Below are 22,269 nucleotides of genomic sequence, written 5' to 3' on the forward strand. Positions count from 1 at the left end.
CGACTTAGGTCGGGGCGTTTTTGTTTGTGTGTCAGTTAGAGCTGTGATGCCAGTCTAGGCCTCATCGCGAGCAGGCTCACTCCTACATGGAGATTTGTGAACTACACAGATCCAATGTAGGAGTGAGCCTGCTCGCGAAGGCGGTTTATCGGGCGCCGCCGGGTACAGCCGCTTGCGCAGTGCGCAGCTCATGTCTATTGCCACGGAACAGCACCAGCGTCGCAATCAACCCCAGCACCGCCGCGCCACTGAGCCAGATCCCCGGCGCAGCCTTGTTGTCCAGCACATGAATCAGATAAGTACACGCCGCCGGCGTAAAGCCGCCGAAGGTCGCCGTCGCGAGGCTGTAGGCCAGCGAGAAACCGGTCGTACGCACTTCCACCGGCATGATTTCGGTCAGCGCCACGACCATGGCGCCGTTGTACGAGCCGTACAGGAACGACAACCACAGCTCGACGATCAGCAGATGACTAAAACTCGGATTGGCCACCAGCCACGACAGTGCTGGATAAGCGGTCAGAATCGCCAGAATCGTCGCCGCCAACAGTAGGGGCTTGCGGCCGATCCTGTCGGAAACCGAGCCCATCACCGGTAGCCAGAAGAAGTTCGACAGGCCGATACACACCGTCACCAGCAACGCATCGAGGTCCGACAAGTGCAGTTCAGCCTTGCCGAAGGTCGGGGTGTACGCGGTGATCAGATAGAAGGAAACCGTGGTCATCACCACCAACGCCATGCCGGCGATGACGATGCCAAAGTTCTGACCGATCGAACGGACGATTTCCCGCAGGGTAGGGCGATGCTTGCGCGCCTGGAATTCCGGGGTTTCTTCCAGTGAGCGACGGATGACGAAAATCACTGGAACGATCATGCAGCCGATTAAAAACGGCACGCGCCAGCCCCAATCGCCCATTTGTTCCGGGCTCAGCCAATGGTTGAGGCCAACACCCAGCAGTCCGGCGAAGACCACCGCCGCTTGTTGGCTCGCAGATTGCCAGCTGACGAAAAAGCCTTTGCGGCCTGGTGTGGCGATTTCTGCCAGATAAACAGACACACCGCCCAGCTCGACGCCGGCGGAAAAGCCTTGCAGCAGGCGACCGAACAGGACGATCAGCGGTGCGGCGACGCCGAGTGTGGCGTATCCCGGAACGCAGGCAATCAGCACCGTACCGGCAGCCATCAAGGCCAGCGTGATGATCAGGCCCTGGCGACGACCGTGACGGTCGATGTAGGCACCGAGGAAAATCGCCCCCAGCGGACGCATCAGGAACCCGGCGCCGAAGGTCGCCAGCGAGAGCATCAGGGAAGCGAAGGCGCTGTCGGCCGGGAAGAAGGTCTTGGCGATGGCCGTGGCGTAAAAGCCGTAGACCATGAAGTCGAACATTTCGAGGAAGTTGCCGCTGACAACGCGAAAGATCGCTTTGCCTTTGCCCGTGGTGGTGGACATGTTCAGTTACTCATTATTGGATTTTATAAACGCGTAGCATCCGTTGGGAGCGAGCGGGCCCTTTGATTCATAATGGCTGCCGCGGTTTTGCAGGGAGATGAATAATTGTTCACTGGACGGTGGCCTGGACTTGTGATTTTGGCTGGCATGTTGGCCGGCTGCGGCAATGGTGACTCCATGGAAAGCTTTGGTGGGCCGACCATGGGCAGCACGTATTCGATCAAATACCTACGCCATGCGGGTCTTGCCGATCCTGCGCAAGTGCGCAGCGAAGTGGAGGGTATCCTCGGCGAAGTCGACCGACAGATGTCTACCTATCGCAGTGATTCGGACATTGAACGCTTCAACGATCTGCCGGCCGACAGCTGTCAGAAAATGCCCGGATCGGTGCTCGAATTGATCCGCGTGGGCGAACAACTGTCAGTGCAAAGCGAAGGATCCTACGACCTCACCGTCGAGCCGCTGATGAACCTCTGGGGTTTCGGTCCGCAAGGTCGTGAAGAAAAGGTCCCGAGTGCGGCTGCCTTGGCTGAGGTGTTGAAGAAGGTGGGTCATCAGCATTTGCGCATCGAGGGCGATCAGTTGTGCAAGGACGCCGCCGTCGAAGTCGACTTCAACAGCATCGCCGCCGGTTACGCCGTCGACACGATCGCCGCCAGGCTGGATGCCATGGGTATCCACGATTACCTTGCCGAAGCCACGGGTGAGTTGAAAGCCAAGGGCAAGAAGCTCGACGGCTCGCCGTGGCGCATTGCTCTGGAAGAACCTCGCGATGATCAGCAAGTCGCCGAGCGTGTCATTGATGTCGACGGCTACGGGGTCTCCACTTCCGGCGACTACCGCAACTATTTCCTGCAGGACGGTCGGCGCTATTCCCACACCTTCGATGCGCGCAGCGGTGCACCTGTCCTACACAACCTGGCGTCAGTCACGGTGATTCATCCTTCAGCGTTGATGGCCGATGGACTATCGACGCTGTTGCTGATTCTCGGGCCTGAAAGGGCTTGGGACTATGCCGAAAAGCATGACATTGGTGCATTCTTTGTGATTCGTGCCGATACAGGTTTTGTCATCCGCACCAGCAAGGCTTTCGAGCGGCTCAGTGGCGCAAAAATTGACTGAGAACAGTACGAAAGCTGGCGTTGTAGTGCAGGCAAAAGTAGCCTACGACGCGACCAAGGGTTAATGTGCGCGGCGTTGACGCTTCTATAGACTGTGTCCGGGTTCTTTACTGGCCCCCAATTGTTCCTTCGCGCCGCCGTTCGGCGTGATTTAGCCGCAGGTGCTGCTGGCACCGCGGCCTGTTCTGAGGAGTACGCATGGCTGTCTACAACTACGACGTGGTGGTGCTGGGTTCCGGCCCGGCGGGAGAAGGCGCGGCAATGAACGCCGCCAAAGCAGGGCGCAAGGTCGCGATGGTCGACAGCCGTCGCCAGGTCGGCGGCAACTGCACCCACCTCGGCACCATCCCGTCCAAGGCACTGCGTCACTCGGTGCGGCAGATCATGCAGTTCAACACTAACCCGATGTTCCGGGCGATCGGCGAGCCACGCTGGTTCTCCTTCCCGGACGTGTTGAAAAGCGCCGAGAAAGTCATTTCCAAACAAGTTGCTTCGCGTACCGGCTACTACGCCCGTAACCGCGTCGACGTGTTCTTCGGCACCGGCAGCTTCGCCGACGAGCAAACCATCGAAGTGGTCTGCGCCAACGGCGTGGTCGAGAAACTGGTGGCCAAGCACATCATCATCGCCACCGGCTCGCGCCCGTATCGTCCGGCGGACATCGATTTCCACCACCCGCGTATCTACGATAGCGACACCATCCTCAGCCTCAACCATACCCCGCGCAAACTGATCGTTTACGGCGCCGGCGTGATCGGTTGCGAATACGCGTCGATCTTCAGTGGTCTGGGTGTACTGGTCGAGCTGGTCGATAACCGCGGTCAGTTGCTGAGCTTCCTCGACTCGGAAATCTCCCAGGCGTTGAGCTACCACTTCAGCAACAACAACATCACCGTGCGCCACAACGAAGACTACGATCGTGTGGAAGGCGTCGACAACGGCGTGATCCTGCACCTCAAGTCGGGCAAGAAGATCAAGGCTGACGCCTTGCTCTGGTGCAACGGCCGTACCGGTAACACTGATCAGTTGGGTCTGGAAAACATCGGCGTCAAGGTCAACAGCCGTGGCCAGATCGAAGTGGACGAGGCGTACCGCACCTGTGTGCCGAACATCTACGGCGCAGGCGACGTGATCGGCTGGCCGAGCCTGGCCAGTGCCGCCCACGACCAGGGTCGCTCGGCAGCCGGCAGCATAGTAGATAACGGTAGCTGGCGCTTTGTGAATGACGTGCCGACCGGCATTTACACCATTCCGGAGATCAGCTCGATCGGCAAGAACGAGCAGGAACTGACTCAGGCCAAAGTGCCTTACGAAGTCGGCAAGGCGTTCTTCAAGAGCATGGCGCGTGCGCAGATCGCCGGCGAGCCGCAAGGCATGCTGAAAATCCTGTTCCACCGTGAAACCCTGGAAGTGCTGGGCGTTCACTGCTTCGGTTATCAGGCGTCGGAGATCGTTCACATCGGTCAGGCCATCATGAGCCAGCCGGGCGAGCTGAACACCCTGAAGTACTTCGTCAACACCACGTTCAACTACCCGACCATGGCTGAAGCCTATCGGGTAGCGGCGTACGACGGCCTCAACCGGCTTTTTTGACGGGCTCCGGCCGGTGGCCTGAGCCGGCCGGGGAGACCGATTTCAGCAATTCTCGAGGGTGGCAGTGGCCAAACCGGGAAAGTCTGTAATCAGGCTGTCAACGCCGAAGTCGGCGAGTCTGCGCATCAGCGCAGGCTCGTTGACGGTCCACACCGAGACATGCAGCCCCTGACGCTGCGCCTTCTGCAGGCGTTCTGGCGTACACAGCGTCCAGTTCAGCGCGAGAATCTCACAGCCATAGCTTGCCGCGACCTTCAACGGGTCGAGCCAGGCGTATTCGGCCACCAGTCCCCGTGACACGTCCGGCACCAGATCCAGCGCCGCCTTCAAGACTTCCCGCGAACTCGAGGTGATCGTCACCTTGTCCAGCAAGCCATGCCGCTGCGCCATTTCACGAATCGCCAGCACGGTGGTTGCCGCGCGGGTGCGTGAAGCGCTTTTGACTTCAAGCTGCCAGTGCTCGAAATCACACTTCTCGAACAACTCCTCCAGCGTCGGAATCGGGCACGGCTTGATCCAGCCCGGGCCACCCTTGCGCGCATCGTAGGTCACCAGCTCGGCGGCGGTATGCTCGACGACTTTGCCGCGCCGGTCGGTGGTGCGCTTGAGGGTCGGGTCGTGGATGACCATCAACTCGCCGTCCTTGGACAGGTGCAGATCCAGTTCGCAACGGCGCACGCCGTGCTTGAGACATTCCTGAAAGCTGCTCAGGGTGTTTTCCGGTGCTTCGCCCTTGGCGCCGCGGTGGCCGTAGATGAGGGTCACGGTTCTTCCTTAATTTAAATGCCTGATTCGTTCTGTTCGCGGGCCAGACGTCGTTCCTGGGCCTGCTTCTGCAAGATATAGCGGGCGAGCAACTGGCGCTGGGCGTCGGTCAAGTGTTCGAACTCGGTACCGACGTCATATCCCTCGCCCTTGCGGTCGCAGTGGGTGACGCGGGCGCGCAGCAACAGGCCCAGCGCCTGCGGCATGAGCACCAGTTTCACCGACAGGTGTGCACCCGTGGCGATCGGCGTCGGGTACTGAAAGTCGATCCCGCCCTCGGAAATGATCACCGGTTGCGGCTCGCCGATATGGCCGAGCACGGTCAGGGCAACCACTTGGCTGAGCAGGTCGATGCGCTTGTTCTGGGATTTCAGGAACGCGGCGATGGCCCGGTCGCGTTCACTGATCTGGCGCAGCAGGTGCTGCGACTCGAATTCGCTCAGGTGCAGTTCGCTGAGCAGATTGAAAAGCGGGGAAGCATCCTGCAACACTTCCTGGCCTGCGGCTTCGGGAGCGGACAGGGGCCGAATTTCCAGTGCGATCGTGTCCTCGATACGGTAGTATTCGCGGCGATCTTCTTCATCTAATGTCGACATGGCGAACCCATGGTAGCGGCGGTGGTCTGAGTGTAAAGCTGGTTATCGACCCCCGCCACAAGGACGTTCCTTTTCCCTCCGAACAAGCCCCGACATGTTCAGACCTCTCTTCGTATTTATCGGCACGCGTTATACCCGTGCAAAGCGTCGCAATCATTTTGTGTCATTCATTTCCCTGACTTCGATGATCGGGCTCGCCCTTGGCGTGGTCGTGATGATCGTCGTGCTCTCGGTGATGAATGGCTTCGATCATGAGATGCGCACCCGCGTGCTGGGCATGGTGCCCCACGCGACCATCGAATCCACCGAGCCGATCAACGATTGGCAAAGCCTGGCCACCCGGGTCAAGCAGAACCCGCAGGTGACGGCCGTCGCGCCGTTTACCCAGATGCAGGGGCTGCTGACCAATAACGGTCAGGTGTCCAAGGTGTTGCTCAACGCCATCGACCCTGCGCTTGAGCGCAATGTGTCGATCATCGACAACTTCATGAAGCAGGGCAAACTCGACGATTTGACGCCGGGCAGCTTCGGCATCGTGATTGGCGACAAAGCCGCGACCAAGCTCGGCGTGGGCATCGGTGACAAGGTCACTTTCGTCGCGCCGGAGGTCAGCGTGACCCCGGCCGGGATGTTCCCGCGCATGAAACGCTTCACCGTGGTCGGCATTTTCCATGTCGGCGCCGGCGAGCTCGATGGTTATCTGGGCGTCACCAACCTGCAGGACCTGGCGAAAATGCATCGCTGGAAGCCTGATCAGGTGCAAGGCATCCGCCTGAAGTTCGACGATCTGTTCCAGGCACCGCGCGTGGCGTGGAACATCGCCCAGCAGCTTGGTGAAGACCATTATTACGCCCGCGACTGGACTCGCACCCACGGCAATCTGTATCAGGCGATCCGCATGGAAAAAGCCATGATCGGCCTGCTGTTGCTGCTGATTGTTGCCGTGGCGGCGTTCAACATCATTTCCACACTGGTGATGGTGGTGAACGACAAGAAGGGTGACATCGCCATTCTGCGCACATTGGGCGCAACGCCGGGCACGATCATGCGCACGTTCATGGTCCAGGGCACGGTGATCGGCGTGGTCGGCACGGCGATCGGCGCGGTGGTCGGGATCTTCGCCGCGCTCAACGTCAGCGCAGCGATCTCCGCCCTCGAAGGGCTGATCGGCCACAAGTTCCTTAATGCTGACGTGTATTTCATTGATTATCTTCCCTCGCAAGTGCAGAGCCAGGACGTTGTCATGGTCTGCGCCGCTGCGTTGGTTCTGAGTTTCCTCGCCACCCTGTACCCAGCCTGGCGTGCCGCGCGCACCCAGCCGGCGGAGGCGCTACGTTATGAGTGAGTCGGGCATGAGTGAAAAAGCAATCTTGAGCTGCCGCAACCTGGGCAAATCCTACGAGGAAGGCCCGGAGTCGGTAGAAGTGCTGGCCGGTCTGCAACTGGAGTTGCACCCGGGCGAGCGAGTGGCGATTGTCGGTACCTCGGGCTCGGGCAAAAGTACCTTGCTCAACCTGCTGGGTGGCCTCGACACGCCGACCAAGGGCAGCGTCTGGCTCGACGGCGAAGAACTGTCGGCGCTGAGCGAGAAGAAGCGTGGCCTGCTGCGTAACCGTTCGCTTGGTTTCGTTTACCAGTTCCACCACTTGCTGCCGGAATTCACCGCGCTGGAAAACGTCTGCATGCCGCTGTTGATCGGCAAGACGCCGATCCCGGAAGCCCGCCAGCGCGCTACCGCGTTGCTCGAGCGCGTAGGTTTGGGCCATCGTCTGGAGCACAAACCGGCGGAACTGTCCGGTGGCGAGCGTCAGCGTGTCGCCATCGCCCGCGCGCTGGTGAACAAGCCAGGCCTGGTGATGCTCGACGAGCCGACCGGCAACCTCGACTCCCACACCGCGCAAGGCATTCAGGATCTGATGCTGGAACTCAGCACCTCGATGCGCACCGCGTTTCTGGTAGTGACCCACGACATGAACCTGGCCCGCCAGATGGACCGCGTCCTGCATTTGCAGGAAGGTTGCCTCACACCCATCTGATTGGTTAAAACCCGGCGTCTGAAAAGGCGTCGGGTCTTTTATTTTTATACGGTGCCCCAGCGAATGTTCAGACCGTTATCGATCTTTATCGGCACGCGCTATACCCGCGCCAAGCGCCGCAATCGCTTTGTTTCGTTCATTTCGATGACCTCGATGATCGGCCTCGCCCTCGGCGTGCTGGCGATGATCGTGGTGTTGTCGGTGATGAACGGCTTCCAGCGTGAAATGAGCTCGCGCATCCTCGGCATGGTGCCGCACGCGACCATCGTTGGCGTGAAGCCGATTGATGACTGGCAGCCCGTCGCCGCCGCCGCGATGAAAAATCCCGAAGTGACCGCCGCCGTGCCGTTCACCGAAATGGAAGGCATGCTTTCCTACAAGGGTTTGATGCAGCCGATCCAGATCAGCGGTGTCGATCCAGCTCAGGAGGGCAAAGTCTCGATTGTCGCCCAGCACATCGTTCAGGGCCGGCTCGATGCCTTGAAGCCCGGTGAGTTCGGCGTGGTGATCGGTGAGATCACCGCCCGCCGTTTCCGTTTGAATGTTGGCGACAAAATCACCCTGATCGTGCCGGAAGTCAGCACCGCACCGGGCGGCATCACCCCGCGCATGCAGCGGCTGAATGTGGTGGGTGTGTTCAAGGTTGGTGCGGAACTGGACGGCTCGATGGGCCTGATCCATGTCGCCGATGCGGCGACCATGCAGCACTGGGAACCGAATCAGGTACAGAGCGTGCGTCTGGCGGTGAAAGACCTGTACGCCGCACCAAAAGTCTCCACCGACATTGCCGCTGGCCTCGGCGCCGATTTCAAGGCTGACGACTGGACCCACACCCAGGGCAGCCTGTTCAGTGCGATGAAAATGGAAAAAACCATGATCGGCCTGCTGTTGCTGATGATCGTCGCGGTGGCGGCATTCAACATCATCGCGACGCTGATCATGGTGGTGAATGACAAGGGCGCGGACATTGCGATCCTGCGCACCATCGGCGCCACGCCGCGGCAGATCATGGCGATCTTCATGGTGCAAGGCACGGTGATCGGGATTGTCGGCACTTTGATCGGTGGTGTGTTGGGCGTGATCGCGGCGTTGAACGTCAGTGAAATGGTCGGCTGGGTCGAGCGGGTGAGTGGGCAGCACATCTTCAGTTCCGATGTGTATTTCGTCAGTAACTTGCCTTCCGAATTGCAGGGTGGGGATGTGCTGTTGATCTGCTCCGCCGGGTTTATCTTGAGCTTCCTGGCGACGGTGTATCCGGCGTGGCGGGCGGCGAAGATCGAACCGGCTCACGCCCTGAGATATTCGTAAGCTCCAGCCCCGCCCCTGTAGGAGCTGTCGAGTGAAACGAGGCTGCGATCTTTTGATCTTGTCTTTTTAAACAAAGATCAAAAGATCGCAGCGTGCCGCAGCTCCTACAGTTTCAATTGCCCTTGGGCAACTCAATCACAAACCGTGTCCATCCATCTGCTGATTCGCAATGAATCTGCCCACCATGGGCCCGGACTATCGATTGAGTAATCGCCAACCCCAATCCCGCGTGCTCACTGCTACCTTCTTGTCGCGCCGGATCCGCCCGATAAAACCGATCAAACAAGCGCGGCAACAATTCAGCTGAAATCCCCTCGCCACTGTTCTCGACGTAAACGCGCACAGCGTTCGCCTGTTCAACAATCGACACGCGAACACTGCCCTCAGCCGGGGTAAACCTTAGCGCGTTGTCCAGCAGATTCGACATGGCCCGGCGCAACATGCTGCGATCACCGTCAATGCGGGCACTGCCTTCGCGACTCAGCGTCACCCCGGCGTCTTCCGCCAATGGCGCAAAAAACTCCAGCAACACATCGGTCTCATCCGCCAGCTCCAGCGCTTCACGCTTGGGCATCAGCAGTCCGTGGTCAGCCTTGGCCAGGTACAGCATGTCGTTGACCAGTTGCGCCATCCACTGCAGTTCCTCGAGGTTGCTGTGCAAGGCTTCGCGGTAGTCTTCCAGCGGTCGCGGGCGGGTGAGGGTGACCTGAGTGTGAGTCAGCAGGTTCGACAGCGGTGTGCGCAGTTCATGGGCGATGTCGGCAGAAAACGCCGACAGTCGCTGAAATGAGTCGTCAAGACGTCCGAGCATGGCGTTGAAGCTGTGGGCCAATTCCGTAAGCTCTGGCGGCATTTGCGCTTCCGGCAGTCGGGCATTGAGCGATTGCGCGGAAATCCCACGAGCCACTGCACTCATGCGCCGCAGTGGACGCAAGCCACTGCGTGCGGCCCAGGCACCCAGTAACGCGGTGGCCAGTGCTGAAAGGCCGACGGTCAGCCAGATCAGATGCTGCATGCGTTGCAGGAAATGCTGGTGATGGGTGATGTCCAGCAACAGGGTTAGTTGTGGCGAGTCGCTTTTGTCCGGGTAAAGCGGGGCGTTGAGCACACGGTAATCGGTGCCCTCGTCGCTGATGGTCGATAAACCGCTGGTTTGCGGCAGATCGCGTGGTACATGGATCGAGCTGTCGTACCAGCGTTGGCCGTCACCGCCAGTGATGCGCATTGACAGATCGGCCTGGCGACTGAGTTCATCTGCCAGCCGTGCCTCACTTTCATTGGCCTGAACATCCTGCAAGGCACGGCGCAGGCCGATCAGTTTACCATCGAGCAATTGCTGGTCGAGCTCAATGAAGTGCGCCTCGCTGGCGCGGCTGAACAACACCCCGGCAAACAGTGAAACCACAGCGGTGCAGGCGGCAAACAGCAGGGCCAGACGCGAACTCAAGGACAAGCGGCGCATCAGGCTGGACGCTCTTCAAGCACATAACCCATGCCGCGTACGGTGTGGATCAGTTTGTTGGGAAATTCATCATCGACCTTCAGGCGCAAACGGCGGATCGCCACTTCAATCACGTTGGTGTCGCTGTCGAAATTCATGTCCCACACCTGCGAAGCGATCAACGACTTGGGCAACACTTCGCCCTGACGGCGCAGGAGCATTTCCAGCAAGGCAAATTCCTTGGCGGTCAGGTCGATGCGCTGACCACTGCGTTCGACCCGGCGGCGGATCAGGTCCAGACGCAGGTCGGCCAGTTGCAGGCTGGTTTCCTGCGGTGTGGCGCTGCCGCGACGTAACAGGCTACGTACCCGGGCCAGTAACTCAGAGAAGGCGAAAGGCTTGACCAGATAGTCGTCGGCGCCGAGTTCGAGGCCGTGAACCCTGTCCTCCACCGCGTCTTTGGCCGTCAGAAATAATACCGGCGTGTCGAGACCCGCGCTGCGCACCGCGTGCAGAATCTGCCAGCCACTGCGTCCGGGCAGCATCACGTCGAGGATCAACAACGCGTAGTCGCCGCTCAAGGCCAGTTGTTGACCACTGTTGCCGTCGGCGACCAGTTCGGTGTTGAAGCCGGCCTCGGTCAGGCCCTGGCGCAGATAGTGGCCGGTTTTCGCTTGGTCTTCGACAATCAACAGTTTCATGGGCGACTCGGCTTGATTCGGGGTGCAGGAACGATGGCTTTATACCGTGGGCGAGCGCGATAAGCGCCAACCTGACAAAGTTGTAATCTGCCTGTCAGGTAGATGCCAGCACAGGCCGGCTAGAGTTTCCCACAGGCTGAACCTTATCTTGTTGGAGTACGACTATGTTTTTGCGCAATCCTTTGGCCGTCGCCGCATGTGTGCTGGCGCTGAGCTCGCCGGTCTGGGCCGGACCTGCGCACACCTACGATTTCGGCCAACCGGCGCCGGCCGCGAAGGCTACGCGCAGCGTCGAGGTGGTGCTGAACGACATGTCGTTCGATCCGAAGGCGATTCAAGTCAAAGCGGGTGAGACCATTCGCTTTGTGCTGGTGAATAAAGGCCAGTTGCTGCACGAATTCAACCTCGGCGACGCGGCAATGCACGCCGCACATCAGCAGGAAATGTTGCAGATGCAGCAAAGCGGCATGCTCACGCCTACCGGCATGAAAGAAATGTCCCACGACATGGCGGGCATGGATCACGCTGCGATGGGCCATGGCATGAAGCATGACGATCCCAACAGTGTGCTGGTCGAGCCGGGCAAAACCGCCGAGTTGACCTGGACTTTCAGCAAGGCCACCAGCCTGGAGTTTGCCTGCAATATTCCCGGACATTATCAGGCCGGTATGGTCGGCAAACTGACTGTCAGTCAGTAAGCACTCAAAGGCGCGAGCAAAGGCTGGTAGAATCCGCTGATTCTTCAGTCAGGTTTCCGCCATGCATCCCGCAGCCGAACATTCGCCGCTGGGCAAATCCAGCGAATACATCGCCACGTACACGCCGTCCCTGCTGTTCCCGATTCCGCGCACTGCGAAATGGGCCGAGTTGGGCCTGACCGCCGAAACCCTGCCGTATAAAGGCGTGGATTTCTGGAACTGCTTCGAATTGTCGTGGCTGCTGCCGTCGGGCAAACCGGTGGTGGCGATCGGTGAATTCAGCATTCCAGCGGATTCGCCGAACATCATCGAATCGAAGTCGTTCAAGCTGTACCTGAACTCGCTGAATCAGACTGCTTTTGCTGATATCGCCAGTCTGGAAGCGACACTGGTAAAAGACCTGTCTGCCGCTGCCGGCAAGCCGGTGGGCGTGCGGGTTCGCAGCCTGAAAGACGTTGAAGCGGAAGGTGTCGTGGCGCTGCCTGGCGTGTGCATCGACGATCTGGATATCAGCGTCAGCAACTACGAGCATCCGCGTCCGGAACTGTTGCGCTGTGACGATTCGCGCATCGTCGAGGAGAGCGTGCACAGCCATTTGCTCAAATCCAATTGCCCGGTAACCAGTCAGCCGGACTGGGGCAGTGTGGTGGTGGAATATCGCGGCTCGGCGCTGGATCATGCCAGTTTGCTGGAATATATCGTCAGCTTCCGCCAGCATTCGGACTTTCATGAGCAGTGTGTGGAGCGGATCTTTCTTGATCTGCAACGGTTGCTGAAGCCGGAGAAGTTGACGGTGTTTGCACGGTATGTGCGTCGAGGGGGGCTGGATATCAACCCGTATCGCAGCACCGAGAGCGTACAGCTGCCGAACCATAGACTTGTGCGTCAATAAAGCTCCCCCTGTAGGAGTGAGCCTGCTCGCGATAGCTGGCTGACATTCAAAATGGATGTCGCCTGATACACCGTTATCGCGAGCAGGCTCACTCCTACAAGGGAATGCATTGCCAAAGTTGAAATGAAAAAGCCCTGCCATCACTGGCAGGGCTTTTTCGTGGGACAGGGAATCTCAGATCCCCATGCTGACCAGTGACTGCACAATGTTGCGCAGGGTGCCGGCAATGGCCGGGTGTTCGAGTTCGAAGCGATCAACGGCCTGATTCACGCCATCGGCGATGCTGGCGTCTTGAGTCGCGTTTTCCAGTTTGATTTCGGATTCAATCTGCTCCATCAGCACGCGTAAATCCTCACGTTCAACTTCCGACAGCGGCGGATTTTGCTCCAGCTGCTCGCGCAGGGTATCGAGCTGTTTTTGCAGTTCTTGGGCGGGCATGGTGTTTTCCTTTTATCGAGAGGCACTGGCATTGACCGCAGCCGCGCGCCAAAGGTCTATGGCTGACCTTTAGATTAATCCACTCTCGTACAACCTGCATGATCCCGATCAGGGCTTTTCGCCTTTGAGACGGCGCAGGCTGATGTCGGCCAGACAGGTTTCGAGCTCGCCCAGATGATCGATCACCGAATGCACGCCGAGCCCGAATAACTGCACCGTCGCCTTGCCGCGCAGTTGCTCGCGTTCTTTCTGGCTCAGGGCCTGCCACTCGCCCGGCGCCAGACCGCAGAGCGAACCGCAGGACGCCAGGCCGATTGTCCATAACCCGGCATTGAGCCCCGATTGCAGCAGGCGCGGTTCGCCGCTGACCAGGACGCAACCGTCGAGGCTGCCGACGTTCAAGTCCATCAGCGCCTGCCAGCAAGCGTTGGGAGCGGGCCACGGATTAATTGTTGCCGAATATTGCGCAGGTTTGATCCACGCCGGCAAAGTCGCCGACAGCGGCAGAGCAAGGGCAGGGGCCAACTCATCGAGCCAGGCGCAGGGAATCTGCTGACGCTGCAAACTGCGCAAGCTGTCGAGTGCGCCCGGTGTGGCTTCGGCATGTTCCGGCAGGGAAGTGGCCTGTTGCCGGGCGCGAGCGCCGAAATCCACCAGGCATCCGCTAAGGCCGAACAGCACCGCGGTCAGGCCTGGTGCGACGAGGGGCAAGGTTTCGGCATGTGACATGGCAGCGTCCCTGAAATAACAATCAGGCTAGGGCTTGGCGGTGACAGTTGGATGACAGCTGTGTGAAGGGCCGTCGGGAGCTGGAGCGGAAATGTCCTACAAGTAGCTTCATTCCCGGACTGCCCAAAAAACCTTTTGCGCTTATACTAGCGGCCTTAATGCCCGGGCGAAGCTGCTCGCGCCAGTACAAATCCAAGGAGTTTTTCTATGCGCTGGAGCCCTTCGCTCGCTCAGCTTTGTGTCTATGCCGGCCTGTTACTGGCTCCGTTCGCCACTCAAGCGGCAACGGAAGAAGATCCTTGGGAAAGCGTCAACCGTCCGATCTTCCAGTTCAACGACTTCGTCGACACTTACGCGCTGAAGCCTCTGGCGCAGGGCTACGAGTTTGTGACGCCGCAATTTCTCGAAGACGGCATCCACAACATGTTCCGCAACGTCGGTGATGTCACCAACCTGGCGAACAACATCCTGCAGGCCAAACCGGCTGCAGCTGGCGTCGACACCGCGCGCCTGATCTTCAACACCACGTTCGGTCTGCTCGGCTTCTTCGACGTCGGCACCAAAATGGGCCTCAACCGCAGCGACGAAGACTTCGGTCAGACCCTCGGTTACTGGGGCGTGGGCAGCGGTCCATACGTGATGCTGCCGCTGCTGGGCCCAAGCACCCTGCGTGATGCTCCGTCGAAATACGTCGACAGCTTCACCGGTCCTTACCCCTACATCAACGACGTGCCGGTGCGTAACTCGGTGTTCGGCCTGAACATCGTCGACACCCGCGCCAGCCTGCTGTCGAGCGAGAAGCTGATCAGCGGCGACAAATACACCTTCATCCGCAACGCCTACTTGCAGAACCGCGAGTTCAAGGTGAAGGATGGTCAGGTCGAAGACGATTTTTAATCTCGACCGGTAAACATAAAGGCGACCTCAGGGTCGCCTTTTTTGTGAGTAGCTATTTCATCTTCAGAATGCTCAGACCGAGCTTCTGGCTGTCGTCATCCTGAGCCTTGACCCACACCACTTCGGTCTCGGCTTCCAGGCCGCTGAGGGCCGCATGGTCGGAATCGATGCGTACGCGCAAGCGGTCGCCAACCGTGAACTGGCGCGGTGCTTCGACCTGCATGCCACTGCTGGAGAGGTCGATGCACACCGCGGAAACCTCATCACCTTCATGAATCAACACGACATCGGCATCGACTCGCATGCGGATGAAATCGCGCTTTTCGCTGTAGTCCCGACCGGTTTGACTCATGGTTTCGTCCTTCCATTGGGTTACGGTTTGAGCTGTTCTTATAACTCTCGGTGATTTGACAAGTAAAGTCGTCAAGCGACCATCGGCGTATGCTTGAAACGCCCCGCGGATGGGAGTACCGTCTGCGCCTTAGAAGGGCACCTCTGGTGCAACCGTGTACGGAGCTAACGCTCGAAAGCGGTGCAGCAGAGAGGCTAGAAAGCGAATCCAGTAGTCAGTGCAGGGCCTGTAGCCCCAGCCAACTACGCCAACCTAATTCTGGCGCCGTTTGCCCACATGCCAAAAACCAGTGCCACGCTGCTGATAATCGATGATGACGAAGTAGTGCGCGCGAGCCTCGCGGCCTATTTGGAAGACAGTGGTTTCAGCGTCCTGCAGGCCAGCAACGGCCAACAGGGTCTTCAGGTATTCGAGCAAGACAAGCCCGACTTGGTCATCTGCGATCTGCGCATGCCGCAGATGGGCGGTCTCGAACTCATCCGTCAGGTCACCGAGCTGTCGCCGCAAACCCCGGTGATCGTGGTTTCGGGTGCTGGCGTGATGAACGACGCGGTCGAGGCGCTGCGCCTGGGCGCGGCGGATTACCTGATCAAGCCTCTCGAAGATCTGGCTGTGCTCGAGCACTCTGTGCGCCGGGCCCTGGATCGTGCGCGTCTGCTGCTGGAAAACCAGCGCTACCGCGAGAAGCTGGAAAAGGCCAACCGTGAGCTCGAAGCCAGCCTGAACCTGCTCCAGGAAGACCAGAACGCCGGTCGCCAGGTGCAGATGAACATGTTGCCGGAAAGCCCGTGGAGCATTGACGAGTTCAAGTTTGCCCACCAGATCATCCCGTCGTTGTACCTGTCGGGTGATTTTGTCGACTATTTCCGCGTCGACGAGCGCCGGGTTGCGTTTTATCTGGCCGACGTATCAGGTCATGGCGCCTCTTCAGCCTTCGTCACCGTGCTGTTGAAGTTCATGACCACGCGCTTGCTGTTCGAATCCAAGCGCAACGGCACATTGCCGGAATTCAAGCCTTCGGAAGTCCTTGGTCATATCAACCGGGGGCTGATCAGTTGTAAGCTGGGTAAACACGTCACAATGGTCGGTGGAGTCATCGACGAGGAGACCGGTTTGTTGACCTATAGCATCGGCGGACATCTGCCGTTGCCAGTGTTGTACACACCTGACAGTGTTCGATATCTCGAAGGCCGTGGTCTGCCGGTGGGGCTTTTCAATGAAGCCACCTACGAAGATCACGTGCTTGAGCTGCCGCCGACCTTCAGCCTGACGCTGATGTCCGATGGCATTCTGGATCTTTTGCCAGAACCGACGCTCAAAGAAAAAGAAGCGGCTTTGCCCCAACGGGTGAAGTCAGCGGGCGGCAGCCTGGATGGTCTGCGGCAAGTGTTTGGATTGGCCACGCTAGGGGAGATGCCGGATGATATCGCCCTGTTGGTGTTGAGCAGGAATCTTTAATGAGTACCGGTAGAATCCAGTTCGCCGAGCAGGATGGCACCTTCGTCCTGAAGTTCGTCGGTGAAGTTCGCCTGACCCTGTGTTCGGCGTTGGATGCGACTATTGAGAAAATCTTCACCGCGCTGAATTTCAACGCGATCGTGATCGATTTGACCGAAACCCGCAGCATCGACAGCACCACGCTGGGCCTGTTGGCCAAACTGTCGATCCTGTCGCGGCAGAAGGTCGGCCTGCTGCCGACCGTCGTCACCACTCACGATGACATCACCCGTCTGCTGCAATCGATGGGCTTCGAGCAGGTGTTCAACATCGTCAACCATCCCGTGCCGTGCCCGGAATGCCTGGACGACCTGCCTGATCAGGACCAGTCGGAAGAAGTGGTGCGGATCAAGGTGCTGGAAGCGCACAAGATCCTCATGGGGCTGAACGATTCCAATCGTGAAGCCTTCCATGATCTGGTGAATGCCCTCGAAAGGCATTGATGGCCTGAAATGGGGTAGGGGCTGCTGGCCCTACCGCGAGCAGGCTCACTCCTACAGGGTTGCTCATTCGACGCATAATCTTGAGCACTCCATAGATCCCCTGTAGGAGTGAGCCTGCTCGCGATAGCTCTCGCAAGAACACTAAAATAATCCAGCAGCCACAAAAAAGGGCGAACCCAACCGGGTGCGCCCTTTTTGCATTGCGGCGACTCAAATCACAGCTTGGCCTGCAACAGCGCTTCAAGCTTCTCCTGGTCACGGGCAAACTGACGAATGCCTTCCGCCAGTTTCTCGGTGGCCATCGCGTCTTCGTTGGACAGCCAGCGGAACTGCGCTTCGTTCAGGCTCAGGCGCGCTTCACCGGCATGACCTGGCGCCAGTTTGCGTTCCAGCTTGCCTGTGTCCGCCGCCAGCTTGTCGATCAGGTCCGGGCTGATGGTCAGGCGATCGCAGCCGGCCAGTTGCTCGATCTGGTTCAGGTTGCGGAAGCTCGCGCCCATGACCACGGTCTTGTAGTCATTGGCCTTGTAGTAGTTGTAGATGCGCGTTACCGACTGCACGCCCGGATCATCGGCGCCGGTGTAGTCGTTGCCGTTGGCCTTTTTGTACCAGTCGTAGATACGGCCCACGAACGGCGAGATCAGGAATACGCCGGCATCGGCGCAGGCTGCCGCTTGCGCGAAGGAGAACAGCAGCGTCAGGTTGGTCTGGATGCCTTCCTTCTCCAGCACTTCGGCAGCGCGAATGCCTTCCCAGGTCGAGGCGATCTTGATCAGCACGCGGTCGCGGCCAATGCCGGCCTTGTCATACAGTTCGATCAGGCGATGCGCACGCTTGAGCACGGCGTCTTTGTCGAACGACAGGCGCGCATCCACTTCGGTGGAAATGCGGCCCGGGATTACTTTAAGGATTTCCTGACCCACGGCGACGCCAAAACGGTCGCTGGCCAGGCCAACATCGCCCTTGCAGTCGCTGACGCAGGCGTTCAGTAGCTCGGCGTAAGCAGGAATGGCTGCGGCTTTGAGCAGCAGCGAAGGGTTGGTGGTGGCGTCGACCGGTTTGACGCGGGCGATCGCTTCGAAGTCGCCAGTGTCGGCAACCACGGTGGTCATCTGTTTGAGTTGTTCCAGCTTGGAAGTCATGTGTGTGCTCTGTCCTGTGGGTTTGACGACATTACCCGAGCGCTGACAGCCACTCAAGGGCGCGTACGTGTATCGATAGCCCTCGCGGCAACAACCTGAAAACGATTGTTTGAATGGTGGGGCGCGGTATCGATGAATACGATGCCAAAACCGCTCACAGGTTCAAAGCAACTGACCTGCGTACAGGTCAGTCGCGCACGGATTACTGGGCATTCAATTGCGTTTCGGCGGCCATTTTTGCAGGTTTCGGTTGGCCGTCAGCGGTCAGCAGGCCGAAATTCTTCTCGCGCTCGTTACTGCCCGAGTCACTGTTTCGCCATTCATAGAGTGATGTCAGTGGGATGTTTAGCTTTTTCACATCGGCGATAAAGGCGCCGACTTTGCTGGCCTGGCCGTCGTTGCCGCCATTGGAACTGAGGGCCGATATGCCCCATTCGCTGATGACCCCCGGCAGATGGAAGTTCTGCTGAATAAACGCCTGCGCGTTGCTGATCTGCGCCGCCGTCATGCCGTAAGGGTGGTAGGAGATCGCGCTCAGGCATTTCGGGTATTCGCTGACGATGCGATTGAGCGCCACGGTTGAAGCGGAGCCAGCAGTGGGTGGACGGGCGAAACCGTAGCCGAGCAGCGGCGTTGACTGCGCTGTGCCCTGCAGTGATTTGCACACGGCGCTCATGAATGGCACGAACGTAGTGTCGAAGTTGCGCGTCGGCCAGTAGGTTTCAAGATCCGGCTCGTTCCAGATCTCGATCGCCACCAGTTGCGTGTTGTAGGACTTTTCCAGACCTGAGAGCGCATTGGCAAAGGATTCGCCGGCTGTCGCCAGGTCGGTGGCTGAGGTGGCGGGCAAGGGCTTGATGGCGCGCACCGTCAGCAAAACCGGCAAGCCAGCGGATCTGGCCGCCGCAAAGGCATCGCTGACCTGCTGTTGATAGGCTTTGGCGCTGAGACTGTCGCTCCACACACCGAACCGCACAAAACTGAATCCGGCAGCTTTTATATGCGCGGCGTCCTCGGCGGTGAAGTTCTGGATCTTCACCTGGACACCGAAGGTCTTGGCGGGAAGGTTGGGGAAGAGTCCACTGGCGTGAACTTGAGTGATGGCACTGAGTGCCAGCAACGCACAGGCGAGCCGTTTGAGATGTGCTGATTTCATGTCTGTTCTCCCGATGGGAATGACAACGGCGAATAGTTATCTCGTTACATAAGTTACGAAACTAACAATGGCACTAAGTGCATGAATGTTATTTTTTGTCAGGAAGTCATTGCCTGAAAATCACAGTTATTTTTGGTCCGCTAATTCTGGTTGGGGCGCTTTTACCTGTGTGGTACTAAATACGCTGGTACTAACAGGGTTAATCTATTTCTGAGTGCAGGAAGATCCAGTGGGTTCATTAAAAAGCCGCGCTGGATGTTGGCAGTTTGATATTACACAGGAAAGTAAACCTTGTTCAAAAAGATCCTTGTCGTCTGCGTCGGCAATATATGCCGAAGTCCGACAGCAGAACTTCTGTTGCGCAACGCGCTGGCCCCGGCAGAGATCTCGGTGACCTCCGCAGGCCTCTCGGCGCGTGTTGGCGAAGGCGTGGAGGCGTCGGCCCGGCAGGTTCTGGAAGACCACGGGCATAACCCTGACGGCTTCAAGGCACGGCAACTGACACCCGATATCGTCAATGAATCAGACCTGATTCTGGTCATGGAAAAACAACACGTTAATCAAGTGTTGAAGATTGCCTCTCACGCACGGGGCAAAGTGTTCTTGCTCGGCAAGTGGCAGAGCGAGCGAGAAATACAAGATCCCTATCGTCAAGGCAAGGCCGCTTTTATTCATGCCCATGCATTGATTGAAGATGCTGTCAGCTCATGGGCGCAACGTCTCGCACGTTGATGAATATTCTTCAGATCAGTGAATGGTAAGAACAGACTTATGCAGTTACCGTCAGTAATCGCCAACCGTGATAACGATCAAGACAGTATTGATCTGCTCGGCATATTCGGCAGTTTGATTGACCAGAAATGGTTGATCGGTGCGTTTACCGGTGCCTTCATGGCCGCCGGCGTTGCCTATGCAGTGTTGGCCACGCCCGTGTACCTGGCGAACGCGCTGGTTCAGGTCGAACCGAAAAAGAACGACATGCTCGGTTTTTCCGATCTCAACAGCATGCTCGGTGGGCAATCGCCGTCAGTGACCGAAATCGGCATCATCAAGTCCCGTGCGGTGATCGGCAAAACTGTCGATGACTTGCGTCTGGACATCGACGTCACGCCAAACACCTTCCCGGTGATCGGCGGTTTTCTCGCCCGTCGTTATCGTGGCGAGACCGAGTTCAGCGTTGCACCGCCACGTTTTGGCCTGAACAGCTATGCGTGGGGCGGCGAGCGTGTCGAGATCACCCGGCTCGACTTGCCGAAAGAACTGCTTGGCAAGAAACTCACGCTGGTCGCTGGCGAACAGCATCACTTCCAGTTGCTCGATGAAAACGACAACGTGCTGGCTGACGGCGTCACTGGCGAAGCCTTCGCGCAAGACGGCGTAGAAGGGCTGATCGCACAGCTGTCGGCCAACCCTGGCACCCGTTTTGAAGTGGTGCGCAATCCACGCATCGTGACTATTCAGGGCTACCAGGATGCGCTGGATATTTCCGAGCAAGGCAAGGAATCGGGGATTATTCGTCTGGCGCTGGCCAGCTCCGACGCCGCCGAGGCGGTGAAGATTCTCAACAAGATTGCAGCGCTGTACGTGGAACAGAACGTCCGTCGTACTTCTGCGGAAGCCGCGCAGAGTCTGGCTTTCCTGCAAAGTCAGTTACCGCAGGTGAAGCGTGATCTGGCCAAGGCCAGCGACGCGCTCAATGCCTACCAGACTCACGGCAAGACCGTGAACATCTCCCTGGAAACCCAGTCGGTGCTCGGTCAGTCCGTAGCGCTCGAAACGCGGATTTCCGAGCTGAAAATGCAGCAAGCGGAGATGGATCGCAAATTCACCAAACAACACCCGGCTTATCGCGCGTTGATGAGCCAGATTGGCGAACTGACCCAGCAACAGAAGTCGCTGGAAGGCAAAGTCCAGGATTTGCCCGCCACGCAGCAAGAATTGCTCAACCTGACACGCGATGTTGAAGTCGCCTCGCAGATCTACACGCAACTGCTGAATAAGTCCCAGGAACTCGACATCGTCCGTGCCGGTGCCGTCGGCAACGTGCGCCTGGTCGATACGGCGGATGTTGACCTGACCAGTCCGGTCAAACCGAAAAAAGCCCTGATTGTGCTGATTGCGACCTTCCTCGGCGGGTTCCTCGGTGTGGCTCTGGTGTTGTTGCGTAAATCCCTCAGTCGCGGTCTGGAAGGGCCGGAGGCCATCGAGCAACTCGGTTTGCCGGTGTACGCCTCGATCCCTTACAGCGCACTGCAACAGGAAGAGGACGGCAAAAAAGGTCGCGCCCGCGATGGCGTGGACAAACCGGCGTACCTGTTGGCGTTGCGCAACCCTACGGATCTGTCCATCGAATCGATCCGCAGCCTGCGTACCTGCCTGCACTTCGCCGCGCTGGACTCGACCAACAACCGCATCATGATTTCCGGGCCGAGCCCGCAGGTCGGCAAGACGTTCGTGTCCTCCAACCTCGCTGCGGTCATGGCACAAAGCGGTCAGCGCGTGGTGCTGATCGATGCCGACATGCGCAAGGGCCATCTGCACAAGACCCTGAATACACCGATCAGCAATGGTCTGTCGGACCTGTTGGTCAAGCGCTGCAGCATCGAACAGGCGATCAACCAGGTTGATGGCGCCAACCTGCATTTCATCAGTCGCGGCCAGGTGCCGCCCAATCCTTCCGAACTGCTGATGCACGCCAACTTCCGCGAACTGCTGGCAGAACTCAGCGAGTTGTACGACGTGGTGATCATCGATACGCCGCCACTGCTGGCGGTGACCGACGCGGCGATTGTCGGCCGTGAAGCCGGCATCAGCCTGATCGTCACGCGCTTCGGGGTGAACCCGGCCAAAGAGATCGAACTGACGATTCGCCGCTTCGCGCAGAACGGCATCGAGCTCAAAGGCGCGGTGTTCAACGGCGTCGAGAAGCGCGCAGCCAGTTATTACGGCAATGGCGGCTACGGCTATTACAACTACGAATACGCCTCCGACAAGTCCTGAGTCAGCGATCGTTCTTA

At 58.6% G+C, this 22,269-nt stretch carries 22 protein-coding genes; 12 read left to right on the top strand and 10 right to left on the bottom strand.

Going from position 1 to position 22,269, the window contains the following annotated elements; translation table 11 throughout:
- Nucleotides 1-145: 145 nt before the first annotated feature.
- Nucleotides 146-1,447 carry an MFS transporter gene (locus tag JFT86_RS16350; protein ID WP_201237463.1) on the bottom strand — a complete coding sequence of 434 codons (1,302 nt, stop codon included), beginning with the start codon at nt 1,445-1,447 and terminating at the stop codon, nt 146-148.
- A 147-nt stretch (nt 1,448-1,594) separates the two neighbouring features.
- Here JFT86_RS16350 and JFT86_RS16355 point away from each other — a divergent pair, with 147 nt between their 5' ends.
- A complete protein-coding gene (locus JFT86_RS16355) occupies nt 1,595-2,569 on the top strand; it encodes an FAD:protein FMN transferase (protein WP_201238613.1) in 975 nt (324 codons plus the stop codon).
- Nucleotides 2,570-2,766: 197 nt separating this feature from the next.
- A complete protein-coding gene (gene sthA / locus JFT86_RS16360) occupies nt 2,767-4,161 on the top strand; it encodes a Si-specific NAD(P)(+) transhydrogenase (RefSeq protein WP_016986738.1) in 1,395 nt (464 codons plus the stop codon).
- Between the two features lie 42 nt (nt 4,162-4,203).
- On the opposite strand, the gene JFT86_RS16365 is transcribed toward sthA, so the two are convergent.
- Nucleotides 4,204-4,926 (bottom strand): glycerophosphodiester phosphodiesterase family protein, encoded by a 723-nt coding sequence (locus JFT86_RS16365; RefSeq protein WP_025111067.1) that lies wholly within the window; start codon nt 4,924-4,926, stop codon nt 4,204-4,206.
- A 14-nt stretch (nt 4,927-4,940) separates the two neighbouring features.
- A complete protein-coding gene (locus JFT86_RS16370) occupies nt 4,941-5,522 on the bottom strand; it encodes a PilZ domain-containing protein (RefSeq protein ID WP_016986736.1) in 582 nt (193 codons plus the stop codon).
- Between the two features lie 94 nt (nt 5,523-5,616).
- Here JFT86_RS16370 and JFT86_RS16375 point away from each other — a divergent pair, with 94 nt between their 5' ends.
- The 3 genes from JFT86_RS16375 (at nt 5,617) to JFT86_RS16385 (ending at nt 8,866) form a co-directional block, all read left to right on the top strand.
- Nucleotides 5,617-6,867: a lipoprotein-releasing ABC transporter permease subunit gene (locus JFT86_RS16375; protein ID WP_201237464.1), complete on the top strand. Its 1,251-nt coding sequence runs from the start codon at nt 5,617-5,619 to the stop codon at nt 6,865-6,867.
- A 7-nt stretch (nt 6,868-6,874) separates the two neighbouring features.
- Nucleotides 6,875-7,558: a lipoprotein-releasing ABC transporter ATP-binding protein LolD gene (lolD, locus tag JFT86_RS16380; protein WP_169844077.1), complete on the top strand. Its 684-nt coding sequence runs from the start codon at nt 6,875-6,877 to the stop codon at nt 7,556-7,558.
- Nucleotides 7,559-7,621: 63 nt separating this feature from the next.
- On the top strand, nt 7,622-8,866 hold the full coding sequence (locus JFT86_RS16385) for a lipoprotein-releasing ABC transporter permease subunit (RefSeq protein ID WP_201237465.1): 1,245 nt from the start codon (nt 7,622-7,624) through the stop codon (nt 8,864-8,866).
- Nucleotides 8,867-8,978: 112 nt separating this feature from the next.
- On the opposite strand, the gene JFT86_RS16390 is transcribed toward JFT86_RS16385, so the two are convergent.
- A complete protein-coding gene (locus JFT86_RS16390; RefSeq protein ID WP_201237466.1) occupies nt 8,979-10,328 on the bottom strand; it encodes a heavy metal sensor histidine kinase in 1,350 nt (449 codons plus the stop codon).
- Nucleotides 10,328-11,008, bottom strand: a complete 681-nt coding sequence (locus tag JFT86_RS16395; RefSeq protein WP_201237467.1) for a heavy metal response regulator transcription factor — start codon at nt 11,006-11,008, stop codon at nt 10,328-10,330. The genes JFT86_RS16390 and JFT86_RS16395 overlap by 1 nt, the downstream gene beginning before the upstream one ends.
- Nucleotides 11,009-11,172: 164 nt before the next feature.
- Here JFT86_RS16395 and JFT86_RS16400 point away from each other — a divergent pair, with 164 nt between their 5' ends.
- Both JFT86_RS16400 and queF read left to right on the top strand, forming a co-directional pair.
- The gene (locus tag JFT86_RS16400) at nt 11,173-11,706 is read left to right on the top strand and encodes a cupredoxin family protein (RefSeq protein WP_201237468.1); all 534 of its coding nucleotides are present in this window, start codon (nt 11,173-11,175) and stop codon (nt 11,704-11,706) included.
- Nucleotides 11,707-11,767: 61 nt separating this feature from the next.
- Nucleotides 11,768-12,598: an NADPH-dependent 7-cyano-7-deazaguanine reductase QueF gene (gene queF / locus JFT86_RS16405; RefSeq protein WP_201237469.1), complete on the top strand. Its 831-nt coding sequence runs from the start codon at nt 11,768-11,770 to the stop codon at nt 12,596-12,598.
- 174 nt (nt 12,599-12,772) lie between these two features.
- On the opposite strand, the gene JFT86_RS16410 is transcribed toward queF, so the two are convergent.
- Nucleotides 12,773-13,036 (bottom strand): DUF4404 family protein, encoded by a 264-nt coding sequence (locus JFT86_RS16410; RefSeq protein ID WP_201237470.1) that lies wholly within the window; start codon nt 13,034-13,036, stop codon nt 12,773-12,775.
- 108 nt (nt 13,037-13,144) lie between these two features.
- Nucleotides 13,145-13,765: an HAD family phosphatase gene (locus JFT86_RS16415; RefSeq protein WP_201237471.1), complete on the bottom strand. Its 621-nt coding sequence runs from the start codon at nt 13,763-13,765 to the stop codon at nt 13,145-13,147.
- A gap of 207 nt (nt 13,766-13,972) precedes the next feature.
- Here JFT86_RS16415 and JFT86_RS16420 point away from each other — a divergent pair, with 207 nt between their 5' ends.
- Nucleotides 13,973-14,662, top strand: a complete 690-nt coding sequence (locus JFT86_RS16420) for a VacJ family lipoprotein (RefSeq protein ID WP_201237472.1) — start codon at nt 13,973-13,975, stop codon at nt 14,660-14,662.
- Between the two features lie 52 nt (nt 14,663-14,714).
- Here the strand turns inward: JFT86_RS16420 and JFT86_RS16425 are convergent, their stop codons facing one another.
- Nucleotides 14,715-15,014 (bottom strand): PilZ domain-containing protein, encoded by a 300-nt coding sequence (locus JFT86_RS16425; RefSeq protein ID WP_201237473.1) that lies wholly within the window; start codon nt 15,012-15,014, stop codon nt 14,715-14,717.
- 276 nt (nt 15,015-15,290) lie between these two features.
- On the opposite strand from JFT86_RS16425, the gene rssB reads away from it, so the two are divergent.
- Nucleotides 15,291-16,472 carry a two-component system response regulator RssB gene (rssB, locus tag JFT86_RS16430; protein ID WP_047302218.1) on the top strand — a complete coding sequence of 394 codons (1,182 nt, stop codon included), beginning with the start codon at nt 15,291-15,293 and terminating at the stop codon, nt 16,470-16,472.
- Nucleotides 16,472-16,954 carry an anti-sigma factor antagonist RssC gene (gene rssC / locus JFT86_RS16435; RefSeq protein ID WP_042560140.1) on the top strand — a complete coding sequence of 161 codons (483 nt, stop codon included), beginning with the start codon at nt 16,472-16,474 and terminating at the stop codon, nt 16,952-16,954. The genes rssB and rssC overlap by 1 nt, the downstream gene beginning before the upstream one ends.
- Before the next feature lie 215 nt (nt 16,955-17,169).
- Here rssC and tal read toward each other — a convergent pair whose 3' ends face one another.
- Both tal and JFT86_RS16445 read right to left on the bottom strand, forming a co-directional pair.
- Nucleotides 17,170-18,096, bottom strand: a complete 927-nt coding sequence (gene tal, locus JFT86_RS16440) for a transaldolase (RefSeq protein WP_201237474.1) — start codon at nt 18,094-18,096, stop codon at nt 17,170-17,172.
- Between the two features lie 202 nt (nt 18,097-18,298).
- A complete protein-coding gene (locus JFT86_RS16445) occupies nt 18,299-19,252 on the bottom strand; it encodes a cellulase family glycosylhydrolase (RefSeq protein ID WP_201237475.1) in 954 nt (317 codons plus the stop codon).
- 291 nt (nt 19,253-19,543) lie between these two features.
- Between JFT86_RS16445 and JFT86_RS16450 the strand changes: the two genes are divergently transcribed.
- On the top strand, nt 19,544-19,984 hold the full coding sequence (locus tag JFT86_RS16450; RefSeq protein ID WP_201237476.1) for a low molecular weight protein-tyrosine-phosphatase: 441 nt from the start codon (nt 19,544-19,546) through the stop codon (nt 19,982-19,984).
- 39 nt (nt 19,985-20,023) lie between these two features.
- The gene (locus tag JFT86_RS16455) at nt 20,024-22,252 is read left to right on the top strand and encodes a polysaccharide biosynthesis tyrosine autokinase (protein WP_201237477.1); all 2,229 of its coding nucleotides are present in this window, start codon (nt 20,024-20,026) and stop codon (nt 22,250-22,252) included.
- Nucleotides 22,253-22,269: the final 17 nt, after the last annotated feature.

It is taken from the genome of Pseudomonas sp. TH06, assembly GCF_016651305.1.
In the GTDB taxonomy this organism is placed as follows: domain Bacteria; phylum Pseudomonadota; class Gammaproteobacteria; order Pseudomonadales; family Pseudomonadaceae; genus Aquipseudomonas.

Bases quoted from the DNA above. Each gene is read 5' to 3' on its own strand.
- lolD (WP_169844077.1), top strand. From the start codon at position 6,875: ATGAGTGAAAAAGCAATCTTGAGCTGCCGCAACCTGGGCAAATCCTAC.
- JFT86_RS16350 (WP_201237463.1), bottom strand. From the start codon at position 1,447: ATGTCCACCACCACGGGCAAAGGCAAAGCGATCTTTCGCGTTGTCAGC.
- JFT86_RS16420 (WP_201237472.1), top strand. From the start codon at position 13,973: ATGCGCTGGAGCCCTTCGCTCGCTCAGCTTTGTGTCTATGCCGGCCTG.
- queF (WP_201237469.1), top strand. From the start codon at position 11,768: ATGCATCCCGCAGCCGAACATTCGCCGCTGGGCAAATCCAGCGAATAC.
- JFT86_RS16385 (WP_201237465.1), top strand. From the start codon at position 7,622: ATGTTCAGACCGTTATCGATCTTTATCGGCACGCGCTATACCCGCGCC.
- JFT86_RS16395 (WP_201237467.1), bottom strand. From the start codon at position 11,008: ATGAAACTGTTGATTGTCGAAGACCAAGCGAAAACCGGCCACTATCTG.
- rssC (WP_042560140.1), top strand. From the start codon at position 16,472: ATGAGTACCGGTAGAATCCAGTTCGCCGAGCAGGATGGCACCTTCGTC.
- sthA (WP_016986738.1), top strand. From the start codon at position 2,767: ATGGCTGTCTACAACTACGACGTGGTGGTGCTGGGTTCCGGCCCGGCG.
- JFT86_RS16370 (WP_016986736.1), bottom strand. From the start codon at position 5,522: ATGTCGACATTAGATGAAGAAGATCGCCGCGAATACTACCGTATCGAG.
- JFT86_RS16445 (WP_201237475.1), bottom strand. From the start codon at position 19,252: ATGAAATCAGCACATCTCAAACGGCTCGCCTGTGCGTTGCTGGCACTC.
- JFT86_RS16415 (WP_201237471.1), bottom strand. From the start codon at position 13,765: ATGTCACATGCCGAAACCTTGCCCCTCGTCGCACCAGGCCTGACCGCG.
- JFT86_RS16375 (WP_201237464.1), top strand. From the start codon at position 5,617: ATGTTCAGACCTCTCTTCGTATTTATCGGCACGCGTTATACCCGTGCA.
- JFT86_RS16455 (WP_201237477.1), top strand. From the start codon at position 20,024: ATGCAGTTACCGTCAGTAATCGCCAACCGTGATAACGATCAAGACAGT.
- JFT86_RS16355 (WP_201238613.1), top strand. From the start codon at position 1,595: ATGTTGGCCGGCTGCGGCAATGGTGACTCCATGGAAAGCTTTGGTGGG.
- JFT86_RS16410 (WP_201237470.1), bottom strand. From the start codon at position 13,036: ATGCCCGCCCAAGAACTGCAAAAACAGCTCGATACCCTGCGCGAGCAG.
- tal (WP_201237474.1), bottom strand. From the start codon at position 18,096: ATGACTTCCAAGCTGGAACAACTCAAACAGATGACCACCGTGGTTGCC.
- JFT86_RS16390 (WP_201237466.1), bottom strand. From the start codon at position 10,328: ATGCGCCGCTTGTCCTTGAGTTCGCGTCTGGCCCTGCTGTTTGCCGCC.
- rssB (WP_047302218.1), top strand. From the start codon at position 15,291: ATGCCAAAAACCAGTGCCACGCTGCTGATAATCGATGATGACGAAGTA.
- JFT86_RS16400 (WP_201237468.1), top strand. From the start codon at position 11,173: ATGTTTTTGCGCAATCCTTTGGCCGTCGCCGCATGTGTGCTGGCGCTG.
- JFT86_RS16425 (WP_201237473.1), bottom strand. From the start codon at position 15,014: ATGAGTCAAACCGGTCGGGACTACAGCGAAAAGCGCGATTTCATCCGC.